At 59.3% G+C, this 25,927-nt stretch carries 24 protein-coding genes and 2 pseudogenes; 12 read left to right on the forward strand and 14 right to left on the reverse strand.

Going from position 1 to position 25,927, the window contains the following annotated elements; translation table 11 throughout:
• Nucleotides 1–61 precede the first annotated feature (61 nt).
• Nucleotides 62–1,387, reverse strand: a complete 1,326-nt coding sequence (locus AC1DLT_RS01310; RefSeq protein ID WP_477485618.1) for an aminotransferase-like domain-containing protein — start codon at nt 1,385–1,387, stop codon at nt 62–64.
• A gap of 104 nt (nt 1,388–1,491) precedes the next feature.
• Here AC1DLT_RS01310 and AC1DLT_RS01315 point away from each other — a divergent pair, with 104 nt between their 5' ends.
• The 5 genes from AC1DLT_RS01315 (at nt 1,492) to AC1DLT_RS01335 (ending at nt 6,361) form a co-directional block, all read left to right on the forward strand.
• Nucleotides 1,492–2,460 carry a substrate-binding domain-containing protein gene (locus AC1DLT_RS01315; protein ID WP_477485619.1) on the forward strand — a complete coding sequence of 323 codons (969 nt, stop codon included), beginning with the start codon at nt 1,492–1,494 and terminating at the stop codon, nt 2,458–2,460.
• 60 nt (nt 2,461–2,520) lie between these two features.
• Nucleotides 2,521–3,408, forward strand: a complete 888-nt coding sequence (locus tag AC1DLT_RS01320; RefSeq protein ID WP_247035503.1) for an ABC transporter substrate-binding protein — start codon at nt 2,521–2,523, stop codon at nt 3,406–3,408.
• Nucleotides 3,405–4,331 carry an amino acid ABC transporter permease gene (locus tag AC1DLT_RS01325; RefSeq protein ID WP_477485620.1) on the forward strand — a complete coding sequence of 309 codons (927 nt, stop codon included), beginning with the start codon at nt 3,405–3,407 and terminating at the stop codon, nt 4,329–4,331. Before AC1DLT_RS01320 ends, AC1DLT_RS01325 begins: the two co-directional genes overlap by 4 nt.
• The gene (locus AC1DLT_RS01330; protein WP_477485621.1) at nt 4,328–5,107 is read left to right on the forward strand and encodes an amino acid ABC transporter ATP-binding protein; all 780 of its coding nucleotides are present in this window, start codon (nt 4,328–4,330) and stop codon (nt 5,105–5,107) included. The genes AC1DLT_RS01325 and AC1DLT_RS01330 overlap by 4 nt, the downstream gene beginning before the upstream one ends.
• A gap of 69 nt (nt 5,108–5,176) precedes the next feature.
• Nucleotides 5,177–6,361 (forward strand): M20 aminoacylase family protein, encoded by a 1,185-nt coding sequence (locus tag AC1DLT_RS01335; protein ID WP_477485622.1) that lies wholly within the window; start codon nt 5,177–5,179, stop codon nt 6,359–6,361.
• A 154-nt stretch (nt 6,362–6,515) separates the two neighbouring features.
• On the opposite strand, the pseudogene AC1DLT_RS01340 reads toward AC1DLT_RS01335, so the two are convergent.
• The 5 genes and pseudogenes from AC1DLT_RS01340 to AC1DLT_RS01360 all read right to left on the reverse strand — a co-directional run.
• Nucleotides 6,516–7,908: pseudogene (locus tag AC1DLT_RS01340) on the reverse strand (ISKra4 family transposase); the annotation flags it as partial.
• A 161-nt stretch (nt 7,909–8,069) separates the two neighbouring features.
• Nucleotides 8,070–8,558: an ureidoglycolate lyase gene (locus AC1DLT_RS01345; protein ID WP_477485623.1), complete on the reverse strand. Its 489-nt coding sequence runs from the start codon at nt 8,556–8,558 to the stop codon at nt 8,070–8,072.
• Nucleotides 8,555–9,601: an L-idonate 5-dehydrogenase gene (locus AC1DLT_RS01350; RefSeq protein ID WP_477485624.1), complete on the reverse strand. Its 1,047-nt coding sequence runs from the start codon at nt 9,599–9,601 to the stop codon at nt 8,555–8,557. The genes AC1DLT_RS01345 and AC1DLT_RS01350 overlap by 4 nt, the downstream gene beginning before the upstream one ends.
• Before the next feature lie 37 nt (nt 9,602–9,638).
• Nucleotides 9,639–10,409, reverse strand: coding sequence for an SDR family oxidoreductase (locus tag AC1DLT_RS01355; protein ID WP_477485625.1), 771 nt, complete (start codon nt 10,407–10,409; stop codon nt 9,639–9,641).
• Between the two features lie 13 nt (nt 10,410–10,422).
• Nucleotides 10,423–11,622 (reverse strand): mandelate racemase/muconate lactonizing enzyme family protein, encoded by a 1,200-nt coding sequence (locus AC1DLT_RS01360; RefSeq protein ID WP_477485626.1) that lies wholly within the window; start codon nt 11,620–11,622, stop codon nt 10,423–10,425.
• A 171-nt stretch (nt 11,623–11,793) separates the two neighbouring features.
• Between AC1DLT_RS01360 and AC1DLT_RS01365 the strand changes: the two genes are divergently transcribed.
• The 7 genes from AC1DLT_RS01365 to AC1DLT_RS01395 all read left to right on the forward strand — a co-directional run bounded on the left by AC1DLT_RS01365 (nt 11,794) and on the right by AC1DLT_RS01395 (nt 18,575).
• Entirely contained in the window at nt 11,794–12,549 is a 756-nt protein-coding gene (locus tag AC1DLT_RS01365; RefSeq protein ID WP_247035484.1) for a GntR family transcriptional regulator, read from the forward strand.
• A 24-nt stretch (nt 12,550–12,573) separates the two neighbouring features.
• Entirely contained in the window at nt 12,574–13,566 is a 993-nt protein-coding gene (locus tag AC1DLT_RS01370) for a 2-hydroxyacid dehydrogenase (protein ID WP_477485627.1), read from the forward strand.
• Between the two features lie 61 nt (nt 13,567–13,627).
• Nucleotides 13,628–14,431 (forward strand): transporter substrate-binding domain-containing protein, encoded by an 804-nt coding sequence (locus AC1DLT_RS01375; protein ID WP_477485628.1) that lies wholly within the window; start codon nt 13,628–13,630, stop codon nt 14,429–14,431.
• A 73-nt stretch (nt 14,432–14,504) separates the two neighbouring features.
• Nucleotides 14,505–15,209: an amino acid ABC transporter permease gene (locus AC1DLT_RS01380; protein ID WP_247035479.1), complete on the forward strand. Its 705-nt coding sequence runs from the start codon at nt 14,505–14,507 to the stop codon at nt 15,207–15,209.
• Nucleotides 15,209–15,862, forward strand: coding sequence for an amino acid ABC transporter permease (locus tag AC1DLT_RS01385; protein WP_247035477.1), 654 nt, complete (start codon nt 15,209–15,211; stop codon nt 15,860–15,862). Before AC1DLT_RS01380 ends, AC1DLT_RS01385 begins: the two co-directional genes overlap by 1 nt.
• Nucleotides 15,843–16,574 carry an amino acid ABC transporter ATP-binding protein gene (locus AC1DLT_RS01390; RefSeq protein WP_247035475.1) on the forward strand — a complete coding sequence of 244 codons (732 nt, stop codon included), beginning with the start codon at nt 15,843–15,845 and terminating at the stop codon, nt 16,572–16,574. The genes AC1DLT_RS01385 and AC1DLT_RS01390 overlap by 20 nt, the downstream gene beginning before the upstream one ends.
• 624 nt (nt 16,575–17,198) lie before the next feature.
• Complete coding sequence (locus tag AC1DLT_RS01395) at nt 17,199–18,575, forward strand: S41 family peptidase (RefSeq protein WP_477485629.1); 1,377 nt, start codon at nt 17,199–17,201, stop codon at nt 18,573–18,575.
• A gap of 352 nt (nt 18,576–18,927) precedes the next feature.
• Here AC1DLT_RS01395 and AC1DLT_RS01400 read toward each other — a convergent pair whose 3' ends face one another.
• The 8 genes and pseudogenes from AC1DLT_RS01400 to AC1DLT_RS01435 all read right to left on the reverse strand — a co-directional run bounded on the left by AC1DLT_RS01400 (nt 18,928) and on the right by AC1DLT_RS01435 (nt 25,925).
• Nucleotides 18,928–19,221, reverse strand: coding sequence for a hypothetical protein (locus AC1DLT_RS01400; protein ID WP_477485630.1), 294 nt, complete (start codon nt 19,219–19,221; stop codon nt 18,928–18,930).
• A 64-nt stretch (nt 19,222–19,285) separates the two neighbouring features.
• Nucleotides 19,286–20,083: an ABC transporter ATP-binding protein gene (locus AC1DLT_RS01405; RefSeq protein ID WP_477485985.1), complete on the reverse strand. Its 798-nt coding sequence runs from the start codon at nt 20,081–20,083 to the stop codon at nt 19,286–19,288.
• A 37-nt stretch (nt 20,084–20,120) separates the two neighbouring features.
• Entirely contained in the window at nt 20,121–21,116 is a 996-nt protein-coding gene (locus AC1DLT_RS01410) for an ABC transporter substrate-binding protein (protein WP_477485631.1), read from the reverse strand.
• A gap of 28 nt (nt 21,117–21,144) precedes the next feature.
• The gene (locus tag AC1DLT_RS01415; RefSeq protein ID WP_436113238.1) at nt 21,145–21,924 is read right to left on the reverse strand and encodes an ABC transporter permease; all 780 of its coding nucleotides are present in this window, start codon (nt 21,922–21,924) and stop codon (nt 21,145–21,147) included.
• A gap of 306 nt (nt 21,925–22,230) precedes the next feature.
• Nucleotides 22,231–23,352 carry a DUF4147 domain-containing protein gene (locus AC1DLT_RS01420; RefSeq protein ID WP_477485632.1) on the reverse strand — a complete coding sequence of 374 codons (1,122 nt, stop codon included), beginning with the start codon at nt 23,350–23,352 and terminating at the stop codon, nt 22,231–22,233.
• Between the two features lie 19 nt (nt 23,353–23,371).
• Nucleotides 23,372–23,923 (reverse strand): annotated as a pseudogene (locus AC1DLT_RS01425) (NAD(P)(+) transhydrogenase (Re/Si-specific) subunit beta); the annotation flags it as partial.
• A gap of 24 nt (nt 23,924–23,947) precedes the next feature.
• The gene (locus tag AC1DLT_RS01430) at nt 23,948–24,766 is read right to left on the reverse strand and encodes a sugar phosphate isomerase/epimerase family protein (protein ID WP_477485633.1); all 819 of its coding nucleotides are present in this window, start codon (nt 24,764–24,766) and stop codon (nt 23,948–23,950) included.
• 1 nt (nt 24,767) lies between these two features.
• On the reverse strand, nt 24,768–25,925 hold the full coding sequence (locus tag AC1DLT_RS01435) for a dihydrodipicolinate synthase family protein (protein ID WP_477485634.1): 1,158 nt from the start codon (nt 25,923–25,925) through the stop codon (nt 24,768–24,770).
• Nucleotides 25,926–25,927: the final 2 nt, after the last annotated feature.

Below are 25,927 nucleotides of genomic sequence, written 5' to 3' on the forward strand. Positions count from 1 at the left end.
GGCGGCAATGGAACATTGTGACACCGCATGCACCAGAGCTGTCAACGCGTAGCGTGTGCAGCTACATAATGTGGGCGAGTGCAATCGCGTTAGCTACATCCTCGGAGCGCTCATCCAACATCGACGTTGCCACCCTAATGTTATTGCTGTGAGCAATGCAGAATTTGCTTCCCGAGTTGACCGCAATATTCCGGGCAGCGAGCGTAACCATTGCAAAGGGCTCAGAGACCACCGGCACCCACAAAGATAACCCGTCTCCATCTTCGATGGTTAGGCCGCGCACGCGCAGAGCGCTAGTGAGCATATCGCGTCGTTTTTTATAGATAGCCCGGGCAGATGCGATGCCTTCCCAAGTTTCCGGTTGGCGCAACAACCATGCGCCGGCGGCTTGAAGAACGCGGCTGGTCCAGGCGGCACTAAAACTACGATAAGACTGGATCTGTTCAACGATTGCCGCTGTGCCTGACAATACCGCCAAACGAAGATCGGGGCCGAGCGTCTTGGAAAACGAGGTGATGTGAATGACCCTATCGGGAAACTGCGCGCCAAGCGAATGACGCTCAACCCCCGAAATATCGGACATGCCGTCATCCTCAATTATGAGGGTGTCGCTGTCACGTAGTACTTCAGTCAGTTCGCCCAAACGTTGCGGCGTCACTGTCCGGCCGGTCACTGAATGCAGCCGCGGCTGAAACAGGAAAACGACCGGTTTGTAGCGCATCGCATCCTGGAGCGATGAGGGCAGCGGGCCGTACTCGTCACATTTCACAGGTAGTATACGTGCACCCTGATGCTCAAGAATATCGAGGAGCCGCATCGCCGTCGGTTCTTCGATGGCGACAGGCGCGCCGGGCGTCACCAGCGCATGAATAGCAGTATACACTGCATTATAACCGCCGTTGGTCGCAAGCATCGCTTCCGGTTCATAAGGCCATGTCTTGCGTACTTCGGCCTCCAGCTCCGGCAGAATACGGCTGCGCTCATAGCTGTTGAGGTTCTCTGCCGAAGCCCCGTATGCCAGCGCCTTCTCCAAAGTCGGCAGCAGCCTTGGGTCGGGAACGGCCATCGTCAGGTCGAGCACATCTGCACCGTAGTGGCCGGAACTCGCAAGACGCTCTGGTTTTGCGATGAAGCGGTCACCACTGACCCAGGTGCCGTTACGGCCCCTTCCTGTAATGATCTTTTGCCGTCTGAGTTCGCTCCAAGCTTCCGAAATCGTCGCCGGGCTGACACCGAGCGAAAAAGCGAGATCACGGATCGGAGGCAGCTTGGCGCCTACGGGAAGCGCCCCTGCCCTGATCAAGGCACTGGTTTCCAACGCGATTCCGTGAATTGTTCGATCGCTTAATTTTTCGGCAAACCAGATCGAATCGTAGGCGTCGCTCATTTTCTCACCCAGTTTAAATGTTCAATAACGTAATAACATTTGATCATTACGATGTGAACATTTTAATCTCTCTTCATAAGCACTTTCTGACATGAGTATGTAGAATGACACTGGGCCTTCGAATTGCACTGCGTGACTGGGACTATATGACCCCGCTGATCCTCGGCGATGTCGCTTCCGACAAGCTCGACTTACGGGTGGACCGGATCGGAACGCTTGTGTCCCATCTCGGCAAGAGCCCCGACCACGAGGCCGCCGAGATTTCGTTCAGCCGCTATACCCAGCTTCGCCACGACGGCGATGACAGCGTCGTTGGCATTCCCAACTTCATCATGCGCGGCTTCCGCCATCGCTGCATCATGACCACTCGCGACAGCGATCTGACAACGCTCGGCCAGCTGGCCGGCAAACGCATCGGCGTCACCGGATGGCGCGACAGCGGCAACACGTGGACGCGTGCGGCTATCCGCCGCGAAGGCGTCGGGGTCAAGGATGCGATGTGGTATGCTGGCCGCCTGACAGAGGCACACCCAGTCACCGATCGCCTCGACGGCTTTGGCCAGCCCGGCCTGATCGAAGCCTGCCCCGGCGAACGCCCGATGGTAGACCTTTTGCGCGAAGGTGGGCTGGATGCGATCTTTACGCCCTTCATGCCCGATGGCTATTTCGAGCCTGGCTCACCGTTCCGTCAGGTGCTGGCCGATTTCCGCGCAGAAGAGCGCCGGTATTTCGACGATGTGGGATACGTTCCTGGCATGCACCTGATCGGCATCAAGGCTGACATCGTTGCCGAGAACCCGTGGGTAATTGCCGAAGTCAGCAAACTGATCGACGAGTCGCAGCGCATGTGGACCATCAAGCGTCGCAAATATGCCGAAACCACGCCATGGATGTTCGACGAGGTCCTGAAAACCTCGCGCGAGCTGCCCAAAGGCTGGGATGCCAGCGGATTTGCCGCCAACCGCAAGATGATCGACGATTTTGCCAGTGAACTGCACGCGCAGGGCATCATGAAGCGCCACATGGCGCCGGAAGAGCTTTTCGCATTCGATACGGATGGCAGCCGGATCTGACCGGCAGCTGTAACGTTACTCTCTCAAGAAACGTAGCTTTGTAAAACAAGGGGAATGACCATGTCGCATAAGAAACTCATCGCTCTCGCCCTCGCCGGCGTAGCACTTGCGGGCGTCGCCAGGGCGCAGGACGCATCCATCAAACTGGACGTCAACAAGGCGCTCCACAATCGCCTGCCGGAAGACATCAAGTCCGCCGGCAAGATGATCTCCGTCAACAACGGTTCGTTCCCTCCCTACGAAATCGTCACCGGCACCGATATGACAGGCGCCAGTGCCGACCTGACCGATGCGCTCGGACAGGTTCTCGGCGTCAAGATCGAGCATGCGACTGTCGGTGGTCTGCCGGCCCTGCTGGCCGGCGTCAACGCGGGCCGTTACCAGTTCGCCTTCGGCCCGATCGGCGACTACAAGGATCGCGAAGCAGCAAGCGACTTCGTCGATTGGGTGCAAGAATTCGTGGTCTTCGCCACTCTCAAGGGCAATCCCAAGGGCATTGGCTCGCTGGACACGTCCTGCGGCCAGCGCATCTCGGTCATGGCCGGCGGATCCGCCGAACGGGTGATCAAGGCACAGTCGGACAAGTGCAAGGCTGACGGCAAGGAACCGGTGGAGGTCCAGTCCTATACCGATCAGCCGGCATCGATCCTGGCCGTCCGTTCCAAGCGCGCCGATGCCTTCTTCTCCTCACAGGCGCCGCTGACCTATTTCGTCTCCCAGGCGAACGGCCAGCTGGAACTGACCGGCGTCGGCCAGAAGAACGGCTTTGAAGACATCTTCCAGGGCGCCGTCGTGCCGAAGGGCTCACCGCTCGGCCCGGTGTTCGTCGATGCCATCAAGGTGCTCATGGACAATGGCACCTATGCCGCGATCATGAAGAAATGGGGCCTCGAGAACAACATGATCAAGCAGCCCGGCCTCAACCTTGGCGGGCAGCTTCCCAAATGAGCACCGCCAGCAACAACAACGCAGCGCCTTCGGGCGCCGCGGACTTCCGCGACGTGGCGACGGCTCACACGCCTTTCCGGGCTGGCCCTCTCGCCCTCCGGATCGTGATTGCGCTGGTCGTCGTCGACTTCGGCTGGATCATTGCCGCCAATGAAAACTTCGGCTGGCCGGTTGTTGCGCGGTATTTCTTCGATCCGACGGTTTTGAGCGGTCTTTACGTCAGCCTTGGCCTCACCGTGATCGCCATGATCCTCGGTGTCGCGCTCGGCCTGGTGATCGCTATTGCCCGCATGTCAGACGACAAACTGGCGAGTTCGTTCGCCTCGCTGTTCATCTGGTTCTTCCGCGGCACGCCGCTGCTCGTCCAGCTGATCTTCTGGTACAACATGTCGACGTTGTTTCCGGCGATATCGATTTCACTTCCCTTCGGTCCGACACTCATCAGTTGGGATACCAATTCTGTGATCACGCCGATGACCGCGGCGATCGTCGGCCTCGCACTCAACGAAGCGGCCTATATGGCAGAAGTCATCCGCGGCGGCCTTCTGTCGGTTGACCGCGGCCAGACCGAAACGGCGGAAGCCTTCGGCATGACCAAGGCGCGAGCCCTGCGGCGGATCATTATTCCGCAGGCGATGCGTTCGATTGTGCCGCCGACCGGCAACCAGTTGATCAGCATGATCAAGGCGACGTCGATCGTCAGCGTCATCGCCATGGCCGATCTGCTTTACTCGGTGCAATCGATCTATAACCGCACCTTCGAGATCATCCCGATGCTGCTGGTCGCGGTCCTCTGGTACCTGCTCATCACCTCGGTGCTGAATATCGGTCAGGGCTATATCGAAGCCTATTATGGTCGCAGCGACCGCCGCAATGGCGCCACGCCCAAGCCAGCAGCCGTCACAGAGGAGGCAAGCCATTGACCATCGTCGATATCACCAAGCCCCTCGTCCAGGCTCGTAATGTCCACAAGTCCTTCGAGCGGCTCGAAGTGTTGAAGGGCATCGACCTCGACATTATGCCGGGGGAAGTCGTGGCCGTTCTGGGGCCGTCCGGCTCGGGCAAATCCACCTTCCTGCGCTGTATCAATCACCTCGAAGATATCCAGAAGGGATATATCGAGGTGGATGGCGAGCAGATCGGTTACCGCGTCAAGAACGACCGGCTGGAAAGGCTGTCGCCCAACGGCATTGCCAGGCAGCGTCGAAAGATTGGCATGGTGTTCCAGCAGTTCAATCTCTACCCGCACATGACGGTCTTGCAGAACATTATCGAGGCGCCGGTCGGCGTTCACGGTCAGAGCCGCAAGGATGCCATCGAGAACGCCAAGCGCCTTTTGGAGCGCGTCGGTCTGTCGGAGAAAGCACATGCCTACCCGCGGCAGCTTTCCGGCGGCCAGCAACAACGCGTCGCAATTGCCCGCGCGCTGGCGATCAAGCCAAAGCTGATGCTGTTCGATGAGCCAACCTCGGCGCTCGATCCGGAACTGGTCGGCGAAGTGCTGGCGACCATGCGGGACCTGGCAAAGCAGGGTCTTACCATGATCGTCGTCACCCACGAGATCAGTTTTGCGCGTGAAGCGGCCGACCGGGTGGTGTTCATGGACGGAGGGGTGGTCGTCGAACAGGGAAAACCGGAAGACGTGATCGGCAACCCGCAGCATACGCGCACGCAGGCTTTTCTGTCGCGCTTCCTGTAAATCCTCCCCGACTAGCCCCGGCCGAAAGGCCGGGGTCTTTTGTTCAAAATCTTAAAGTCTGGATATTCCATGCCTAGCCAAGACAATCTCTACGCCCGCGTCGCCGATTTCGACTCTATGGAAGCCGAGCTGAAGGCGACCCGCCAGCATCTCCATGCTCATCCGGAACTCTCTTTCGAAGAGGCCGAAACTGCCCGATACGTAGCCGAAAAACTCGAAAGCTGGGGTTACACGGTAACTCGCAATGTCGGCGGTCATGGGGTTGTGGCGACGCTCAAGAATGGCGAAGGCACCCGGAGCATCGGTATCCGCGCCGACATGGATGCGTTGCCGATCGAAGAAGAGACTGGCGTCGCCTATGCCAGCACCGTGCCCGGCAAGATGCATGCGTGTGGCCACGACGGCCACACCACGGTTCTGCTCGGGGCCGCTGAATATTTGGCGCGCACCAAGCGCTTCAACGGCACAGTGACGCTGATCTTCCAGCCTGCTGAGGAAGCAGGCCAATTCAGCGGTGCGCAACGGATGATCGCTGACGGCCTGTTCGAACGCTTTCCGATCGACGCTATTTTTGGCCTGCACAACCATCCCGGCATGCCGGCCGGCACGCTGCTCACTCGATCCGGCCCGATGATGGCCGCCGGCGACACCGTCAAGATCACCGTCACCGGCAAGGGCGGACATGCCTCGCGTCCGCACCTGACCGTCGATCCGGTCCTTGTCGCCTGTAATCTCGTGATGACGTTGCAATCGATCGTCTCGCGCAATGTCGATCCGACCCAGACGGCGGTCGTCACGGTAAGCACCATTCATGCCGGAGAGGCATCGAACGTCATCCCTAATAATGCCAGGATTTCGATGAGCGTGCGCTGCTTCGATCCGGCGATCCGCGTTTTCCTCGAGGAGCGCATTCGCAAATTGACGGCAAGCGTTGCCGAAGGGCACGGCGCCACCGCCGAGATCGAATACGAATACGGTTATCCCGTTGTAGTAAATTCCGAGGAGGAGACGGCCTTCGCACGCGAGGTCGCCGAGGAACTGGTTGGCACCGACAATGTCTCGACCTGCCCGCCTCTGCCCGGCAGCGAAGACTTTGCCTATTTCCTTCACCATCGTCCCGGCAGCTTCCTGCGGCTTGGCAACGGCAAAAATTCACAGATCCTGCATTCATCAAAATACGACTTCAACGATGGCAGCCTGACCACTGGCGCTGCGATGTGGGCACGCCTGGCCGAGCGTTATCTCAACGTATGAGGCCGTCTAAAAATAGAGTTTCGCCTTGATGGGATTCGAACAGCGACCTCGGCAGACTTAATGCTTCAGACACTTAGGCATTCATGTGTGGCGTAGTTATTTTTATGGAACTGCTGTAGGAGGCAGACCCATGGGCGCTGAACAGGGAAGGCACGTTTAGCCTTGGCTGCCGGAACGGTGCCCGCAATCGATCGCGAAGTTCACCATTGATCTCGACCGCCCGAACCTGCATGAGCATGTGAGCACCATTGAGCGTCCAGCGCATCTGTTGCTTCTTGAGCATCCGCTTGCCGACCAACGAGTTCACCGCTGACTCAGCGAGGGTGGTGGCGACACGAAGCCCGGCTCGGTAGCGCTTCCGTAGTTGACGATCGCACCGCGGTTCGATCGAATATAGGTCAAGAGTTGCGAACCGAGGCTGTGAAGCCTTTCGAGCGAGAAAACGTCTTCTTGCTGCGAGTGCTTCAGCCGTGCCAATAGCCCCTCGAGACTACGGATGGCGCGATCGACACGTCCGTGCCACAGACGCCATTTTACGGCTGTGATCTCCCTGTCGATGGACGAAAGGCTTTCGGAGAGACCGGATTGGGATCGTACCATACAGTCCGCGATCTGCTGCATGGTCCTGGACCCGCATGGCAATTTGGAACCAGTCGATAATATGAGTTGTCGGTTTTGGCAGAGCACGAGGCAGGCGCTTGAGGATTTCAGCGCCATCCGAGAGCACGATAACGTCGCCAAAACCGCGATATCCCTCCCGTCGAAGCGCATGCCAAGTTCGATCCCGGACTGCCCTCTGCTCGGTGTTGGCGGTGACGAAATAGCGGCCGCCGGCATCGCCCCTACCACCGCGACCGCATCGGCCTACAACAAGCTCGAAGCTTCGTGCTGAATTGGGTTCCGCGCTACGAACGTGGGCGGTGTCGATGCTGATGATCACCAGGAAGCGGCATTTCGAGTTGATGTCACTCCTCCATCTTCCTTGTCGCGAGCCATTCTTCATTTGCAACATGGTTGTCGATCCGCTCGCCGACCCTGATGGTACGATTGCGCACGGTCGCGTGCGTCTCGATTGGCTCAACAGGGAGAAACTTGGCGAGTACATTCGCTGCCTGCCTGTAGGATATAACGCTTGCCAGCTGTGCCGTCAGTTCCATCAGCTCAGACGTCGCCCGATCGGGGCAGATTTCCTTCAGCGGCGCGAACGCACCCACCATGCCTGGATAGCAATCGCTGCACATCATCCAGCGGGGATTGCGAACCTTCACTGTGCCAAAGACGGTTCTGATGCAGCGCGTTGTGTAATCCTTGACCGCCCGGAACGTATGGCAATTCGGGCAGACTCGGCGATAAAGGGAATAGGTCTCGGCCTCATGGTTCACGACGGCGTTCTGCAGCGATTCCATAATTTTCTTGCCGTCCTCAATCGACAGGCCGAGGTCACCGTCAAACAGCCGCTCCCACCTCTTGTGGATGCGGACCTCCTTTCGGCAAATATCGCCGAACTCATTCTTGCCCTCGATCGTGATCTTCCATTCCACTGCCATCGTCGCCTCCTTCATCGAAGCAACCAAGATGGCCCGGCCGGCACTAACAGTTCATGCGCACCCCGGAAAAGTTACCGGTCTCGTTTTGCGTGGACCTCGCCGGACGTAGCGTCATCGTCCAATGGCGCGCCATATCGGCTGCGAACAACGAAAACCAATCCTCAGCCCGAGATCCAAGGCGCATTCGACACGGTGATCGGCGTGGATAGATCGTAAAGGACGGTATCGCCATCGGCGGAACTCATCATGGTCATGGCAAAATCGGCCGAGGCCTTTAATGGAGTTAGACGATGGTGCAGGACGCCACGATTGTAGGTGACGATCTGAGTCGGTTGGGCGACGAACGCTTTCAGCGTCGTTAGATTGGGCTCTCCGTCAGCACCGGTTTCGCAGACCACGACAAGCGACGGCGACATGTTGAGCGGCAAAAAAGTCTGCGCCGAATAAGGATGCTTCTCGAGGCGGGTTATTGTCAGTTGGCGGGGAACGCTCTCCACTTTGACGACTTGGAGGATAGGTTTCACGGCTGCGCCGATCGCCTCGTAGGCCGATGGCAGCGGCAGCAGACCAGAGAGATCGGACACGTCGCATACCGTGCCGAACGGTCGAAAAGCCTCTGCGGTCAGTGGTGCGGTGAGCAAACTTCTCATAACAGGCCTTCGCTGAAATCGAGCTGAACTTTCATGCTTCTGGTGCGATCGCTGGCAAGCTCAAATGCATCCTCCGCCGCCCTAAAGGGCAATGTCGCCGTTATCAAGGGCCTGACGTCAATGAGGCGTTGCCCCATCAGCTCTACAGCCTGCGCAAACTCGCTGTGAAAACGGAAAGTCCCTCGAAGCTGTAGTTCCTTGGCAACGATGGTATTTATAGGAAGCGTCATCTCGCCGCCCAGTCCAAGCTGCACAATGATGCCGCCCGGCCGAACTAGGTCCAAAGCGCCGGCAAGAGCGGCCTGATTGCCCGAGGCCTCGAACAAAACATCGAAGCAACCCTTGTCGGCACGATAAGGATCAAGCGCCTCGGCCGCGCTGGCAACATTGACGACCTGGTTCGCGCCGATTTGCCGGGCCAACGAAAGCGGGGCGTCCGCGACGTCAGTCACCACGATCTTCGCTGCGCCGGCAAATCGGGCAACGAGGACGCTGAGGATACCGATCGGCCCGGCACCGGTAATCAGCACTTTTTTTCCCAGCAATGAACCGGCCTGATGGGCCGCATGCAAGCACACCGCGAGCGGTTCGGCCATGGCCGCTTCGCCCATCGATAGCGTATCGGCGATCAAGACGGGCTGGGTTTCATGGACGACGACGGATTCCCGGAAACCGCCCTGCACAGGCGGCGAACGCATAGCGCTACCCATAAAGCGCATGTCGAGGCATTGATTCTGGCGCCCTTCAGCACAATATCGGCAGGCGCCGCATGGACGACTTGGATTGACCGAGACCCGCATGCCCGGGACCAAGTGCGAAACCGCACTGCCAATCTCACTGACCACGCCCGCAAATTCATGGCCCAGCGCCATCGGCTCGCGGATACGAACGGTGCCAAACCCGCCGTGGTGATAATAATGCAGGTCGGACCCGCAAATCCCCCCGGTAGCCACCCTCACCCTCACCTCGTCAGGTGCCAGGACGGATGACGCAACCTCTTCGATCCGCAGATCCTTCGGCGCATGTATGACAATTCCGAGCATGTCCTTCCCCTCCGATCTTCAAGTCTTCCAAGCGGGCTCAGAGCACGACCGACATCCCGCCATCAACGTAGATAATCTGCCCGTTGACATAGTCGGAGGCGCTCGATGCCAGGAAAACCGCAGCGCCGACCAATTCCTCCGGTCGGCCCCAGCGTTTCGCGGGGGTGCGTCCTTTAACCCAGGCATCAAAATCAGGATTGTCGACAAGGGCCTGGTTCATGTCGGTGAGCATATAGCCCGGACCGATAGCATTCGCTTGAATGCCATGCTGAGCCCATTCCGCCGCCATGGCCCGCGTCAGCATCTTGATGCCGCCTTTGGCCACGGTGTAGGGCGCAACCGTCGCACGGGCGAGTTCGCTCGTCAGGGACCCGATATTGATGATTTTACCACGGCCGCGCACGATCATTCGCGTCGCCGCTTCACGACCTATCACGAAGGCGCTGGTCAGGTTGGTGTCGATAACCCGCTGCCAGTCGGCGGTCTTAAGTTCGACCATCGGCTTGCGAAACTGGATGCCGGCATTGTTGACAAGAATGTCAATCGAAATCCCCTCGGTGTCGAAACGTTCGAAGGCGCCGAGGATATCTGCTTCGGAGTTGACGTCGAAGGTGGCGCCGTCAGCTGAATGACCGGCATCCCGGAGTTCCGAAACCGCGTCTGCCACACGGGCGGCATTGGTGCCATTGATGATAAGGCGAGCGCCGGCGCCGGCCAGTCCTTCTGCCATGGCGCGGCCCAATCCGCGGGAAGAACCGGTCACAAGTGCAGTTCGCCCATGAAGGCTGAAAAGTGGAACATTGGTCATGTCTGCCCTCTCCTTACACGGAGCTACGACGAACGTGCAGATCCTGCCGTTCGAAAACCTGCGGCAGGAGATCGACCCCTAGACCGGGGCCTTCCATAGGCAGGACGTAACCGTCCTTTATCACCGGGATCGTATCGACAAGCTCCTTATACCAGCCGGTATAAAAAGCCCGCACCGACTCCTGGATCAGGGTGTTGGGCTGGCTGAAGGAAGCATGGATGGCGGCGATGAACCCGACGGGACCTATACAGTCGTGAGGCGCGAACGGCCGGTGATAGGTGTCTGCAAGAGAGGCGATCTTGCGCCCTTCGGTCAGTCCGCCGGTCCAGCAAAGGTCTGCCATGACGATGTGCATGGCATCTCGGTCGAGCATGTCTTTGTAGGGGAAGCGGGATCCGAGCGTTTCGCTGGCGCAAACCGACACGGTCGTTGAGCGGGCAAATTCAGCCAGCGCCTGCGGCGAGTTCATTCGGATCGGATCTTCGTACCATGTCGGCTTGTATGGCTCCAGCGCCCGCGCGATCTGGATGGCGGCCGGAAGGTTCCAGAGCGAATGGAACTCGACCATGATCTCGATCCTGTCGCCGACGGCCTTGCGGATCTTCTCGAACGGCTCGATCGCCGTCTTCATCTGCGCCGGCGTGATATACGCGCCGTGGTTCTCAATGGCCGCCGGGTCGAACGGCCAGATCTTCATGGCGGTAATTCCGCTTTCCAGCAGGCTTTCGGCCACCGCATCGGCGCGATTCATGAAGCCGTCCAGATCTTCGTAGGGCCCACTGACATCGCCCAGGTTCCAGGTGGATACCGGTTTGATATTCTGTGAGCGTACATATTTGTAGCCCGCGCAGGTGTTGTAGATTCGCTGTTTGTCGCGGCAAAGGCCTCCCAGCATCTGGTGCACCGGCTGGGAGCATACTTTGCCGAACAGATCCCACAGCGCAATGTCGATTGCAGAAGTTGCCCGCGATTCCACACCGGTGGAAGCCTGGGCCATGGGCAGGTTGGTCATCTCCCTGTGCAAGGCCTCGATGTTCAGGGGGTTCTTGCCCAGAAGGCGCATCGCCAGGGTGTCGTGAATATGTGCCTCGACCGCGCCGGCGCCGTAAAAAGTCTCGCCAAGGCCGATCACCCCGGCGTCCGTGTGGACGCGCACCCATAGAACATTAGCGAACTCGTCGGTTCGCAATGTTTCTAGCGAAACAATCTTCATCCTCTCCTCCTCCTCGTGCCGGGCGATGCCGGCGCGCGTTCTGACCCATTGAAGCAAGGCTTCGGCTCTTCCGCATCAACGATAATATCGCTTGTAAAATTTCACAACATGTTTTAAAACATTTTTGAACGCAGAACAGAGTTTTGCCGTCGTGGGGGGAGGAGACCGTTCATGGCCAGACACAAAAGCAGGCCCCAGCTCGTGGTGGAAGGGGGAAAGCCGGCCCGCGCAAACCGAGTGAATTTTCTCGAGCTTGCCTATCAGAGGATCGAGGAGCTTCTTATCAATTGCGAACTGAAGCCGGGTCGCCAACTCACCCTTCAAGAGCTTCAGGATATGACGGGTTTTGGCCGCACACCTGTCCACAATGCCGTCAGCCGGCTGGCCGCTGATACTCTGCTGGTCATCCTCCCGCGCCACGGCCTTAGGGTCGCCCCTATCGACCTCTCCAGGGAGCGTATGCTTTTGCAGCTGCGGCGCGACGTCGAGCGTTTTGTCGTCAAGCTCGCCATCGAGCGCTCCAACCTATCGCATCGCAACCAGATGCTTCATATCGAGCGTGCCCTCAGGGAAAGACGAAGCAATATTACGCTGGATGAATTCAACGTGCTGGACCGGCGCATTGACGAGATTCTTCTGTCGGCTGCAGGCGAACCGTTTCTTGTCCACACGCTGCGCCCCCTGCACACGATCTACCGGCGCATCGGCTTCATTCACCACACCCACACGCTTGGAAAGCCCGATTTGACCCAGACGGTCGATTGTCATCTTTCGGTGCTCAACGCGGTGGCGAACCGGCATCTCGATACGGCTGTGGCGGCCACCGACGCTCTGATGGGATTCGTCGAATCGATGTTCGATGAGATGGAAGCAGGTATCGATCCTCGCCTTCTCGATTGCAGCATCGAGCCGATCTTCAGTCTTTAGCTTATCCATGGGGGAGGACTTCGTATGTCGCCAAGGATCGTTTTCCACGGTGAGAATGCCGCGTGTTTCAGCGAGGATTTCACCAGTTATGTCGCGGGGATCGGCGAAGTCGCGGTTCTGCCCGACGTGCTTAGCACCGAGGCGGAGCGCAGGATTTACGCGCAAGCCGAATTCATCGTCGGCGTCAAATTTGACGCGTCGCTGCCTACGCCCGAAAAACTCTCGCTGTTTCATGTTCCGGGCGCCGGGTTCGATGCGGTCGATCTGTCTCTGCTCCCGGATGGAGCGGTCGTCTGCAACTGCTTCGGCCACGATCCGGCGATCGCGGAATATGTCTTTGCCGCCATGTTGAGCAGGCACGTCCCGCTCCAGGCGGCCGATCGCAAGCTGCGAAACGGCGAATGGGCATACTGGTCCGGCGCTCCCGACCGTGTCCACGGCGAAATGTCGGGCAAGACCGTCGGCCTGGTCGGGTTCGGCCATATCGGCAAAGCCATTGCACGGCGCGCCAAAGCCTTCGACATGGGCGTCACCGTCGCTAATCGTAGCCGCGTCGAGACCTCCGATCTCGTCGATCGGTCCTTTTCACTGGACGAGCTTGTCCAGTTCTGGCCAACCGCCGATTTCATCGTGGTGTCGGTGCCGCTGACGCCATCCACCCGCAGCATCGTCGATGCAGCGGCCTTTGCCGTCATGAAGCCTGATGCGGTCATATTCAATGTCGGCCGCGGCCCGACCATCGATGAGCAGGCGCTTTTCGATGCGCTCAGGGACAAGCGGATCAGCGGCGCGGTAATAGACACCTGGTATGCTTATCCCAGCGCGGATGCGCCGATGAAACATCCGTCGTCGTTGCCGTTTCATCAACTCGACAACATCGTCATGACGCCGCACATGTCCGGCTGGACCAACGGTACCATACACCGTCGGCAGCGAACCATCGCCGACAACGTGAAGCTCCGGCTGGAGGGTGGCCGCTGCATCAATATCGTCAGGGATGAGGTCCGGCGGAGTTGAAAAGACCGCCTGGGTTCGATCGACAAGTTTCCGAATAGCTCAATCAACAAGGGAGAGAGTGATGAGCTTCTTGCATTCCATGAAATCAGTGGTGGCCATGCTGGCGATATCTGCCGGCCTTATGGCGGCCTGCTCTGCCAACGCGCAGAGTGTCGACGATATCGTCAAGCGTGGCTCCGTCAAGATCGGGGTCCTGGTTGGGGCGCCGCCGTTCGGTTCCGTCGATGCGCAGGGCAATGCGATCGGTTACGACGCCGATGTCGCCGCTTTGGTCGGGAAATATCTAGGCCTGCCCGTCACCATGGTTCAGCTCACGCCGCCATCGCGCATTCCGGCCCTGGAGTCCGGAAAGGTCGACTTTCTGGTGGCAACGCTTGCACCAACCCCGGAACGCGCCAAGGCGGTGATGTTCACGATTCCCTATAGCGCGTTCCAGGTCGGCATCTATGCTCCCAAGACCGCCAAGATCGAAAAATGGGAGGATCTCAAGGGGATGACGGTCGGCGTCAACCGTGGATCGAGCGTGGAAAAGGAATTCGTCAGCCGCGAGAAGGAATTGGGTCTGACGATCCTGCGCTTCGAGGACGATGCAACCACGATGCAGGCATTGTTCTCCGGCCAGGTCCAGGCGATCGCTGGCCCGGATGCCCAGGCCAACGCGGCCATCCGCTCGCGCGGGGATACGACGACCGAGGTAAAGTTCTTCTTCTCGATGCAACCGAATTCGATGACGGTCCGCAAGAACGCATTCGAACTGCATCAATGGCTGAACAATGCCATTTATATGATGAAGCAGAGTGGCGAACTTGACGCCATCGCCCGCAAATGGGTCGGAACGCCTCTACCTACCCTCCCCACCTTCTAGTCGCGCCTGTGACTTCCCGCGATCGGAGGCTCGGTTTCGGTCGCGGGCGGCAATTTTGGGAGGAGCCTGACCCATGGAATTTTCACTTCATTTCGAGTCCGTTTTCGCGGAGTCGGACCTGATCCTGCGCGGTATCCTGCTGACGATCGGATTGTCAGCGTGCGCCATAACGCTCGGCAGCGGCTTGGCGATTGTGCTGGTGGCACTGCGCGATCTTGGAAACGCGGCCGTTCGCCTGTTTGTCGATACCTATGTCGAACTTCTTCGCAACACGCCATTCCTCGTGCAGCTCTTCATGATCTTCTTCGGATTGCCGTTGCTGGGCCTGCGCATGTCCGGCACGCAGGCGGCACTTCTCGCGATGACGCTCAATCTGTCCGCCTATGCGACCGAGATCATTCGCGCCGGCGTGGATTCCATCCACAAGTCGCAAATCGAGGCCGGCCTGTCCCTGGCGCTGAGCCGGTTGCAGGTCTTCCGCTACGTCGTCATGAAACAGGCATTCGCGAAGGTGTGGCCAGCGCTTTCTAGCCAGTTCGTGCTGATGCTTCTGGCATCGAGTATTTGCTCATTCATCTCGGTTCCCGAACTCTCGGGCGCCGCGGCAATCGTGGAGCAACGGACCTTTCGCAGCTTCGAAACCTACATCGTCGTGACGTTGAGCTATCTCGTGCTCGCCCTTGTCCTCAAGTTTGCGCTGATCTGGCTCGGCCATCACCTGTTCCACAGGAAGGTCGTTTCCATCCTGAACACTGCCAGCAAGGAAGGGATAGCTTGATGTCGACTTTCGGTTGGCCGGAATTTCTGTTCCTCTTGCGCTCGGCAGGTTGGTCGGTTGTTTTGACAGCCATCGCCCTTGCCTTCGGCGCAGTCGGCGGCGGGACATTCGCGATCATGCGGCTTGCCACCAACGCCGTGCTGCGCAATGTCGCCGCCGTCTATATCCTGACCATCCAGTCCATTCCGGTTCTCATGATCCTGTTCATGTCATATTACGGGCTGTCGATCGCCGGGGTTGAAATTCCGCCGCTTCTGGCAGCGTCCGTCTCGCTTTCAATCTATGTGTCCGCATATCTCGCCGAAATCTGGCGCGGTTCGATCCAGGCGGTACCGTTTCAGCAATGGGAAGCATCGGCATCGCTCGCACTCACCCGTGTTCAGCAGTACCGCTATATCATCCTCCCCCAGGCACTACGTATCTCCCTGCCGCCGACGGTTGGCTTCCTGGTTCAACTCGTCAAGAACACTTCCATCGTCTCCGTCGTCGGATTCGTGGAACTGTCCCGAGCCGGGCAACTGGTCAACAACGCGACGTTCAGACCGTTCGAGGTCTTTATGACCGTCGCGGCCATTTATTTCGCCATCTGCTTTCCGCTATCTCGCCTAAGCCGCTATCTCGAAAGGGTTCTCCATGTCGGTCGTAGCCATTGATCAAGTTCACAAGCGGTACGGCGCCCTTGAAGTCCTGAAAGGGGTTTCGCTGAGCGTCGAATCGGGCCAGGTCGTCGCCATCATTGGACGGAGCGGCTCCGGCAAGAGCACTATGTTGCGCTGCATAAATGGGCTCGAAGCGTTCCAGTCCGGCACCATCACCGTCGCCGGCCACGACGTCCGGCAAGAAGCGGCCAGGCTGCGCGCGTTGCGTAAGGACGTTGGTATCGTATTCCAGAGCTACAATCTCTTTCCTCATCTGACCGTTAGCCAGAACATCAAGCTGTCCCCCACGATTACCCAAGGCGTCAAACCGGCGGAGGCGGAAGCCATCGCGCGACGGGTTCTGGCCCAAGTGGGATTGTTGGAGAAGTTCGACGCATTTCCTGACATGCTGTCTGGTGGTCAGCAACAACGTGTCGCCATTGCAAGGTCGCTCGCCATGCGGCCGAAAGTGATGCTGTTCGATGAGGTGACCTCCGCACTCGACCCGGAACTAACCGGCGAAGTGCTCCTCGTGATGGAACAACTTGCGAAGGAAGGCATGACCATGTTGCTCGTCACGCACGAGATGAGTTTCGCCCGCCGCGTCGCCCATGTCACGGTTTTCATGCACCAAGGCAAGATCTGGGAAACAGGGCCGTCGAAGGAGCTTTTCGAAGATCCGCAGACGCCTGAACTGCGAGCCTTCCTGTCAAATGGGGTGAAATAGTCCGCCGGAGGTGGCGATTTACAGCAAGTCAAGCCAGCCACGGATCTCGTTCTTCTATCTCGTCCAGAACACCTCTCTGCTGGAACAGGCGCAGGCCGATGGCATCAGGTTAGTGTCGTGGCCCAGTGCTGCGCCGTTCGCCCCCCAACTGCCCTGTCACCCCATTCCGGCTCGCATCAAGGCGGCTTTCACGATCCTCAAAGCCGTCGAGACCATACAGGAGCATTGGAAGCCGGGGGTAGGCGCCCACGGGGCCTCCCTTTCCGCGTAAATGTCTGTTGAGGGGGCTGCAGGCGGGTTCAGAGGGAAACGCACGGCGGCCACTACGGAAAGGATCGTGAAACCCGCTCACATCGCGAATGTCGATTTCGATGTTCCGTGCCCCCTCTCGCTTCGACGCGGAAGCATGACGGCCATCACCAGTGACAACATTATGGCCTTTTCGCAATGCCGCCTATGGGCTTGCCCAGCAAGATACGTCTCGCATCAGACGCACGCCGATGCGGATCCTACTGAATGGCTTTCTGGATTTCTTCGCGCACAATTGTCGCAAGCCCACAAACTCGATCGTCATGATGAATGTGGCGGCGAGACCGCCTAAATTTAAACTAGAGGAAAGCACGTATGTCTCCAGGATGGCTCGCAATCCCTCGAACTGCCGTGGTGGCCCTCACGCTAGCTGTTACCGGTTCTGCGCAGGCGGCTGATGTTAATTTGACGCCGCCCCAGATGCGAGAGGATCTTACCTTTTTAAAAGAGAAATGGGCTCCGCTGGATAAAAGCTTCAGCGACAGCCAGAGGGTGGCGTTCGGCCGGCATCTCGATGAGACCGCCTCTGCGGTGGAAGATCTGGAGCCGGAAGAGTTCGCGCTCGAAGTGATGAAGGCCGTGGCCATCGCGCGCAACGGACACACCAACGCCAATGTCGGGACTTTGCTTGGCGCCGACCTTCCCGTACGCGTGTGGTCGTTTTCCGACGGGCTTTATATCGTCAAGACTCACCCCGATTTCGAATGGTTGCTTGGCGCACGGATCGACGGGATCGGCTCCCTAACCACGCAGGAAGCGCTCGACCGGGTGCGCGCCTACCTTCCCGGCACGGAGCAGCGGATTCGTTTTCTCTCCCCCGGCTACCTGGTCGCGCCCGCCGTCCTTGAGCAGATCGGCGCCGTCGACGGCACGGACCACGTTCCGTTGACCTTGCAGTTTGACGATGGACGGACGGAGATCGTCGAGCTTGCGCCTACGAAAGGCGAAGATCCCGGCGATGAGCGCAAGGCAAGCCTGAACAGGGGCTATTCCGTGCTTATTCCCGACGATCCAGACTTGCCAGGGCGCTGGCGCCATCTGCTCGACGGCCGCAAGGAGCTGCCGCCGATCTATGGTAAGCGCAGTGACGTGCAGGCGCGCTTCCTCGATGATTCCAGGAAGGTGCTCTACATCCGTAACGACACGGCAAGAAGCATCGACGAAACCCCTCTACCGGACAAGTTCGCCGGCATTATCCTCGACAAAATCCTGCCGATGCAGCCCAAGCACATCATCGTCGACCTCCGCCTGAACAATGGCGGCGACTTCTTCAACACGATCCTGTTTTCCCGGGCGATACCTCGACTTGTGCCGCGCGACGGACGTGTGTTCGTGCTTGTTGGGAGGGCAACCTTCTCTGCCGGCATAACGACCGCCGCCATGCTCAAGGGAGAGGGAGGCGACAAGGTCACTCTTGTCGGCGAACCGATGGGGGATGGCGGCCAGTTCTGGTCCGAGGGCAAGTATGTCAAGTTGCCGAACTCCCAGATCGCTGTTCGCTACAGCCACCAATTTCATGATTACGAGACCGGCTGCTTTGACGTCGACGACTGCTATTGGGCGACTGTCGCCTTCGGCCCACGCGGTATTTCGATTGCGCCGGAAACCACAGTTGAGCTGAGTTTCAAGGCTTATGCGCAGGGGCGAGACCCTGTCCAGGAGAAAGTGCTGGACTTGGCCGGCAGGCACTAAACCGATTTTATCCCCACCGATGCGATCGAAAAAGCTTGGGCGCCCAAGGAGGGCAGCGCTTTATGCTCCTCATCCTCGCCTTCGAGGATGAGGGTGGAAGGACGTGTATCCCGCACCGGTACGCCACTGCGCAGCGGCAGCGCGTGCCCGGCATGAAGCGGGACGTGCTGGCTGACTGTCTTCTTGCGGAATGCTGGCAAATATCAATTCCGCCCTGATACGGGCTTTGTCGTTGAGCCGTGAGACGCCACCCTTGAACTTAAGAGTTCGCAATGTTTTTGCGAAGCTGTCGGCTACGCGCATATGCCCTTTCGATCGAGCTACTGTTTGACTCATTTACTAACATAAGCCTTCAAATCCCCAGCGCGCACATTAGCGACAGCGTGAGCAGGCCCAGAATCCCGGTTAGCAGGACCGCGATCTTTGGGGTTTCTGCCGCCGCAATTGGTACGCCGCGCGCCCGCAAGTCGGCCAGCGCAGCCTTCTCAGGAAGCAGGTCGTCGAAGAAGAACTCATGCTCGTAGCCTTCGATTATGAAGATGATCGAGACGCCCTTCTTCCACAACGCGTTCTTGGCCCGCATGAGTGCCTCTTCATACGTGAACTCCGACCAGTGCGCCGACCAGTCCATTTCCATCGTGTTCACAGGAACCTCCCATTCCAAGTATTCCGGGAGAGCGGCCGCATGCTCACGGCCACCCTGCTACGCATCAGTGATCGTCGAGCGAACCCTGCGCGTAGAAATGCTGTCGAATTGTTTTCGTGTACGAGGCGAACTGGGTTGACGCCATGACGCTCAGGTCACGGGGCCGTGGCAGATCGATGTCGTAGACCGCTGCAACCGATCCAGGACGCTCGCTCATCACGACCACCCTATCCGATAGGTAAACTGCTTCGGGAATGCTGTGTGTGATCAGCAGAACCGTCTTCTTGGACTCAAGCCAGATCCGCTGAAGCTCCACGTTCATCTTCTCCCGGGTCATCGCGTCAAGCGCGCCGAAGGGTTCATCCATGAGGAGCACCTGCGGGTCATGGAGCAGTGCGCGGCAAATCGATGCGCGCTGCTGCATGCCGCCCGAAAGCTGCCATGGATACTTGTTCTCGAATCCCTGCAGGCCCGCCATCGCGATCAGGGCTTCGGCGCGCCTGCGCGCCGCCACCTTGTTCATGTTCCGCATCTCCGCCTGGAGGAGGATGTTGTCCATGATGTTTCGCCAGGCGAGAAGAACCGAGCTTTGAAACACGATGCCGACGTCGGTCTGCGGTCCGGAGATCTTCCGCCCGGCGAGCAGGAGCTCGCCGTCGGAGATGGGTGCCAGTCCGGCAACCAGTTTGAGAAGCGTGCTCTTGCCGCAGCCCGAAGGGCCGACGACCGACACGAACTCGCCTTCCTTGATCGAAAGGTCGATCGGCTTGAGGGCTTCGAAGGAGCCGAACTTCTTCGTGACGCCGTTCAACTGGATGAGGGTCGACCTGTCCACCGGCCGGGGCAACTTATCTGTCATCATGTCCTCGGATGCGCGTAGCGATCTCATGTGCTGTACCTCACGGCAGGAAGGCGTCGGTGTAGTACTTCCCGACATCCTTGTCTGATGCCTTGAGCGTACCGACTGCGATCATTGTGGCGATGGTCTCTTCGACCTGCGCGCTCGTCACGCGCAGCGGCCGCGAGCCTTCTGTTTCCTTGGCCTTGAATAGCGGAATGGCGGTCTTGAGACCGGTCATCAGGCTTTCCGGGGTGCCGGCGTTCGGATAGGCCTTGCGGACCGCTTCGACGGCTTCCTGTGGATGCTCCGACGCATATTCGAACGACTTGGTGGCGGCACGCATGAACTTCTTCAGGAGCTCCGGCTTCTCGGCGATCGTCGCGGTGTTCACGATAAAAGACGACCCGATGCTGTTGACGCCGAAGTCGGCGAACAGCATGTTCGTGACCGGCTTTCCGGTCGCCGCCTCGATCTGCGTTCCCTGATCGGTCGCGAAGCCGAGCAGCGCATCGGCCTGGCCGGTGATGACGGCGTTTACCTTGGTCTTGGCGTCGCCATTGACCGTCTTGAAGTCGCCGTTCTTGAGCTTGTTTTTTTCCAGGAAGAGCGGCCAGGACTGGGACGGCGAGTCCCCTGCCGTCATAGCGATGGTCAGTCCCTTCACCTTCTCGGGGGTGTCAATACCCTTCTCCTTCAGGCTGATGACGGCGAAGGGGCTGCGCTGAAGCGCCGAGCCGATGGAGATGACCGGAGCGCCCTTGACGGCGAGAGCCATCATGGTCGTCATATCGGCAAAGCCGATCTGCACGTTACCAGCAGCGACGGCCTGAACGGTCGGCCCTGAGCCGCGGCCTTCCTGGATCTCCAGGTCGACGCCCTCCGCCTTGAAGAAGCCCTTCTCCTTACCGAGTATGAGTGGCGAATGCAGTCCCGTGACGTACCAGTTGAGCATCAACGTGGTTTTCTCGGCGTTTTGTGCAGCGGCCAGGTTCGGCTGCGAAAAGGCACTTGCGACGGCCACGGCTGCGCCGAAGACCAGGTTAGAGATTTTCATCAGACTTTCCTCCTCTTTGATGAATTCTTCAGTGCGCGCCGGCGGTCGCCAGGCGATTGGAGATGTGCCACGGCAGCATCAGCTTCTCGATGAGGTCGATGATCATGAAGAGCAGCACGCCCATGAGCGACAGGATGATCAGCGCGGAGAACATCAAAGGCAGGTCGAAATTGCCATTCGCCCGCTGGAGCACATAGCCGATCCCGGAATTGGAACCCACGAACTCGCCGACGACGGCACCGACGACCGCCAGCGTGATGGAGACCTTCATGCTTGCAAAGATCGCTGGAAGGGCGTTCGGGAGGCTGATCTTGTAGAACATCTTCAGCCGGCTGCTGCCCATGGACTTTGCCAGGTCGATCATGTCGGATTCGAGCGACTTAAAGCCGAGGACGGTAGAAACCACGATTGGGAAGAAGCCGAGTAGGAAGGCCACGATGACCTTCGGAAACAGCCCGAATCCGAACCAGACGACGAATAGCGGCGCGATGGCCACCTTCGGAATGCTCTGCGAGAAGACGAGCAGCGGATAGACATAGCTCTCGATGGTCTTGGAGTAGGCGATGAGCATCGCCAGCGGCACTCCGATCAGCACAGAAAGCAGGAAGCCGCCGACCGTCGCCTGCAGGGTGGGAACGGACTCCGCCAGCAGCATCGGCCATTGAGCGTACATCTGCACCGCGACGTCGATCGGAGTGGGAATGAGATAGGCGGGAATGCCGAACAGACGAATGGTGAGATCCCAGACCACGACCAGAAAAAGGACCAGCAGCACCGGCCTCACGAACGGAGAGTTGAACGACCGCATCATGGCTTCCTCCGGGCTCCCGAATGTTCAATAAGACGCATCACGAAATTTCCTCCTCTAAGAACTTTGCAATGTGGCCAGCCGGAAAGGTCGACGGGTTGGCGCCTTGGAAGGCCTAGGTCTTTTGGGCGACGAACTGCTCCGGCTCAGATAGTGCCGCCGCGAAGGCTCCTGCTGGCCTGCTGTCTGACGAATTTCATTAATTCACCATCTAGGGAATTAATGAAATTCTTCACCTCGAAAGTCAATAAGTCGGCCATCGATTTCCCTGATTCCGATGAAATTTGCGTGAGACGCCCATCCCAGTCACTCCCTGACCAGGATCGCGATGTCGGCTACGTTCGTACCAGTTGGCCCGGTCACGATGGCATCGCCTGTCTTTCGAAAAAAGGTTCCGGAATCGGCGCGACGAAGATGGTCCTCGGCGTTTTCGAACAGTTCGAAAGTCCGCCCGTCGACCACGGCGCCGGCCGCATCGGAAACTCCGTCGCTGCCGTCTGTTCCGGACACGAGCACGTGGAGGTCCTGCCTGCCGTCGATCGCCTTCGCAAATAGGAGCGCGAGGGCCTGGGCGCGACCTCCGATGCCGGGTTTTTCGGGTAGAGAAATGGTGGGCTCACCCCCGAAGACATAGACGCCAGGACCGCCACGGTTAGTCGTCTCCAGGCAAACATCGACTACAGTGTCGATAGGCGCGCTGAGTGTTTCAGAATTGACGACCACATCGAGGCCGATGAGCCTGAAGCGTCTTGCCAGTTCTTCCCGAAGGAGGCGGTTCGACGCTACGATGGTCGCCTTGTAATCGCCACGGTAGGTGCCGCGGTCTCCGATCCCGGATCCGATCAGATCGATGCCATCCGAGCCGACATCAGAAATCGCAAGGACGCGGACCTCGCGACCGGCGAAACGACTGAGGAGCTTGCCGCCCTTGATGTCGGACATCGCAATGCGGCGGGCGTTAAGCTGCTCGATCGTGCTTCCGTCGGCGAGACCGGCGGACGTCATATTCCGGAGGTCAGGAAGCGATTTTCCGGATAACAGTCTCTCCACAAGAGAGGAGGCCCCGCCGGAGACCAGCATCAGCAGCCTCGCGTCCGAACCTGCGTTCCCGATCCACGATGCGAGCGCCTCGCCGGCTCGGAGCGACTTATCGTCCGGCACCGGGTGGGCCGCCTCCAGGAACTGGACGTCGGATCCGGCAGGGACACCGTGCCCGTACTTGCTGACGATAAGCGCGGGTATCTCGGGGAACCGCGGTCGACAGCCTTCATACATGTCGACGGCCGCCTTTCCTACGGCCACGATCATTGTGGGCTGAAACTCCGGGTGCTCGTTCAGATCTCTGGAGACGCCAACCTTGCCGGTGACCGTTCCAAGACTGTCCAGGAATACATTCCGAAGGGTATCGCTCCAGTTCCGCCTCGCCATTATCCCTGCACTCCCCACATCAGGCCAACTTGGGCAGGAGCCCGCTTACCGAGTGTTTCGCATCGCCGTAGAACATGCGGGTATTGTCCTTGTAGAAGAGCGGGTTCTCGATGCCGGAATATCCGGCTCCCTGGCCGCGCTTTGAGATGAAGACCTGCTTTGCCTTCCAGACCTCGAGAACCGGCATTCCGGCGATCGGTGAATTGGGATCGTCCTGCGCAGCCGGATTGACGATGTCGTTGGAGCCGATGACGATGACCACGTCGGTGTTGGCGAAATCCCCGTTGATCTCGTCCATTTCCATGACGATGTCGTAGGGCACCTTGGCTTCGGCGAGCAGGACGTTCATGTGGCCCGGCAGACGGCCTGCCACCGGATGGATGGCGAAGCGAACGGTCTTGCCGGCGGCGCGTAGCTTGCGGGTCAGTTCCGAGACGGCAGCCTGGGCTTGCGCCACCGCCATGCCGTAGCCGGGCACGATGACGACGCTGTCGGCTTCATTGAGCGCCGCCGCCACACCATCCGCATCGACGGCGATCTGTTCACCGATGATTTCCATCTGCGGCCCCGATCTTCACTCCTCTCTCCCGATGCTTCAGCAGTCGGCGGCCCGTTCGACGATCGTGCGCATCACTTCGTCGGCGTCTCGCTTCCACCAGTTGTTCGTGGAGAAGATCTCCACTTCGTTGAGGCCCTTGAAGCCGTTGGCTTCGACCCGCTTGCGAAGGCGCGAAATGTTGATCACTCCGTCCCCCACCATGCCGCGGTCCAGCAGCAGATCAGTGGTCGGCACAAGCCAGTCGCAGATATGGAACGCCATCAGGCGCTCGGGGCCTGCCCTGTCGATCTGCTCCTCGATTTCCGGGTCCCACCAAACGTGATAGACGTCAACGGCAACACCAATTCCCGAGCCAAGCCGGTCGCAGATGTCGAGTGCCTGGCGCATCGTATTCACGCAGGCTCGGTCCGCAGCGTACATTGGATGAAGCGGCTCGATCGCAATCTTTACGCCGCACGTTCTGGCGTATTCAAGCGACCTGGCGAGGCCTTCCTCGGCGATCGCGCGCGCGGCCCCGATGTCCTTCGAGCCTGGAACGATGCCTCCGACGACCATGACAAGGCATTCCGCGCCGATGGTCGCTGCATCGTCGATCGCCTTTTTGTTGTCGTCGATCGCCTTCTGGTCGAGCGGATCCGCGATGGTGTACCAGCCGCCACGGCACAGACCTGATACGGACAGACCGGCGTCTCGGATGAGCCTTGCCGCTGTGTCCGCGCCGAGCTCGTCCAACTTGTCGCGCCATGGCGAGATGCCGCCGAATCCATGCCGGGCGCAGCCTTCGATGGCCTCGCGAAGGTTCCACTGCGATCGGACGGTCGCAGTATTAAGTGAAAGCTGTTGTGCTGTGGGCATTTCAGACTCCGATCCCGTAGGTTGCGAAGACACGGCCTGCGCGCCGGGCGGCACGATCCGGGTCGGCAAAGAGACCCGCCGCGCTGGCGAGCCGGACGATGTCGGCGAGATGCTGCGCCGAGCGCGTGCTCTGCTGGCCGCCAAGCATGGTGAAGTGATCCTGATGGCCATTGAGATAGGCCATGAACACGACGCCGGTCTTGTAGAAGCGGGTCGGAGCCTTGAAGATGTGACGCGACAGCGGAACCGTCGGATCGAAGGCGGAGTTGTAGGCCACCATGTCGCCCCTGTTCAGAGCGCTGAGGGCCTGAGCCGCGGCGGTTGCGATCGGATCGAAAATGCCGAGGAGAGCGTGGCTGTAGCCCTGCTCGTCGCCCGCGATCAGTGCCGGGTAGTTGAAATCATCACCGGTGTACATTCGCACGCCCTTCGGCAGCCGGCGGCGCATCGAGACCTCTTTCTCCGCGGAAAGCAGGGAGATCTTGATACCGTCGACCTTGGATGCATTGTCGGCGATGACGCCGAGGCAGGTGTCCATTGCGGCCATATGGTCGCGGTCGCCCCAGTAGCCTTCAAGTGCCGGATCAAACATCTCGCCCAGCCAGTGGAGGATGGCCGGCTCCTTCAAGGAGCGGAGGATCCGGCCGTAGACCCTCCCGTAATCCTCCGGAGACTTCGCCACCTTGGCAAGGGCACGCGACGCCATGAGGATGATCCGGCCGCCCGCCGCCTCGACGGCCTCGCATTGTTTCTCGTAGGCTGCGATGACGTCGTCGAGGCTGAGGGCGTCCGAGGGCACCAGATGGTCTGTTCCGGCTCCGCAGGCGATCAGACGGCCACCTGCCTTTGCGAGGGACACGCTCCGCTGGATCAGCTCCAGCGAAGTGGGCCAGTCCATGCCCATGCCGCGCTGGGCGGTGTCCATTGCTTCGGCGACGCCGAAGCCCTTGGCCCAGAGGTGTTCGCGAAAAGCCAGCGTCCTGTCCCAGTCGACCGAACAGTCGAGCCACGGATCGTTGTCCGCAAAGGGATCGACGACGACGTGAGCGGCGGCATAGGCGGTGCGATTCCATTCGCCGCTCTGGACAGCAGCAACCGCAGGGCCGATCTTGAAAGTCTCAAGACCACCATCTTTTGTAGGAAGGGTAACCGAAGCCATCG

Source organism: Neorhizobium sp. 05N33 (assembly GCF_056397445.1).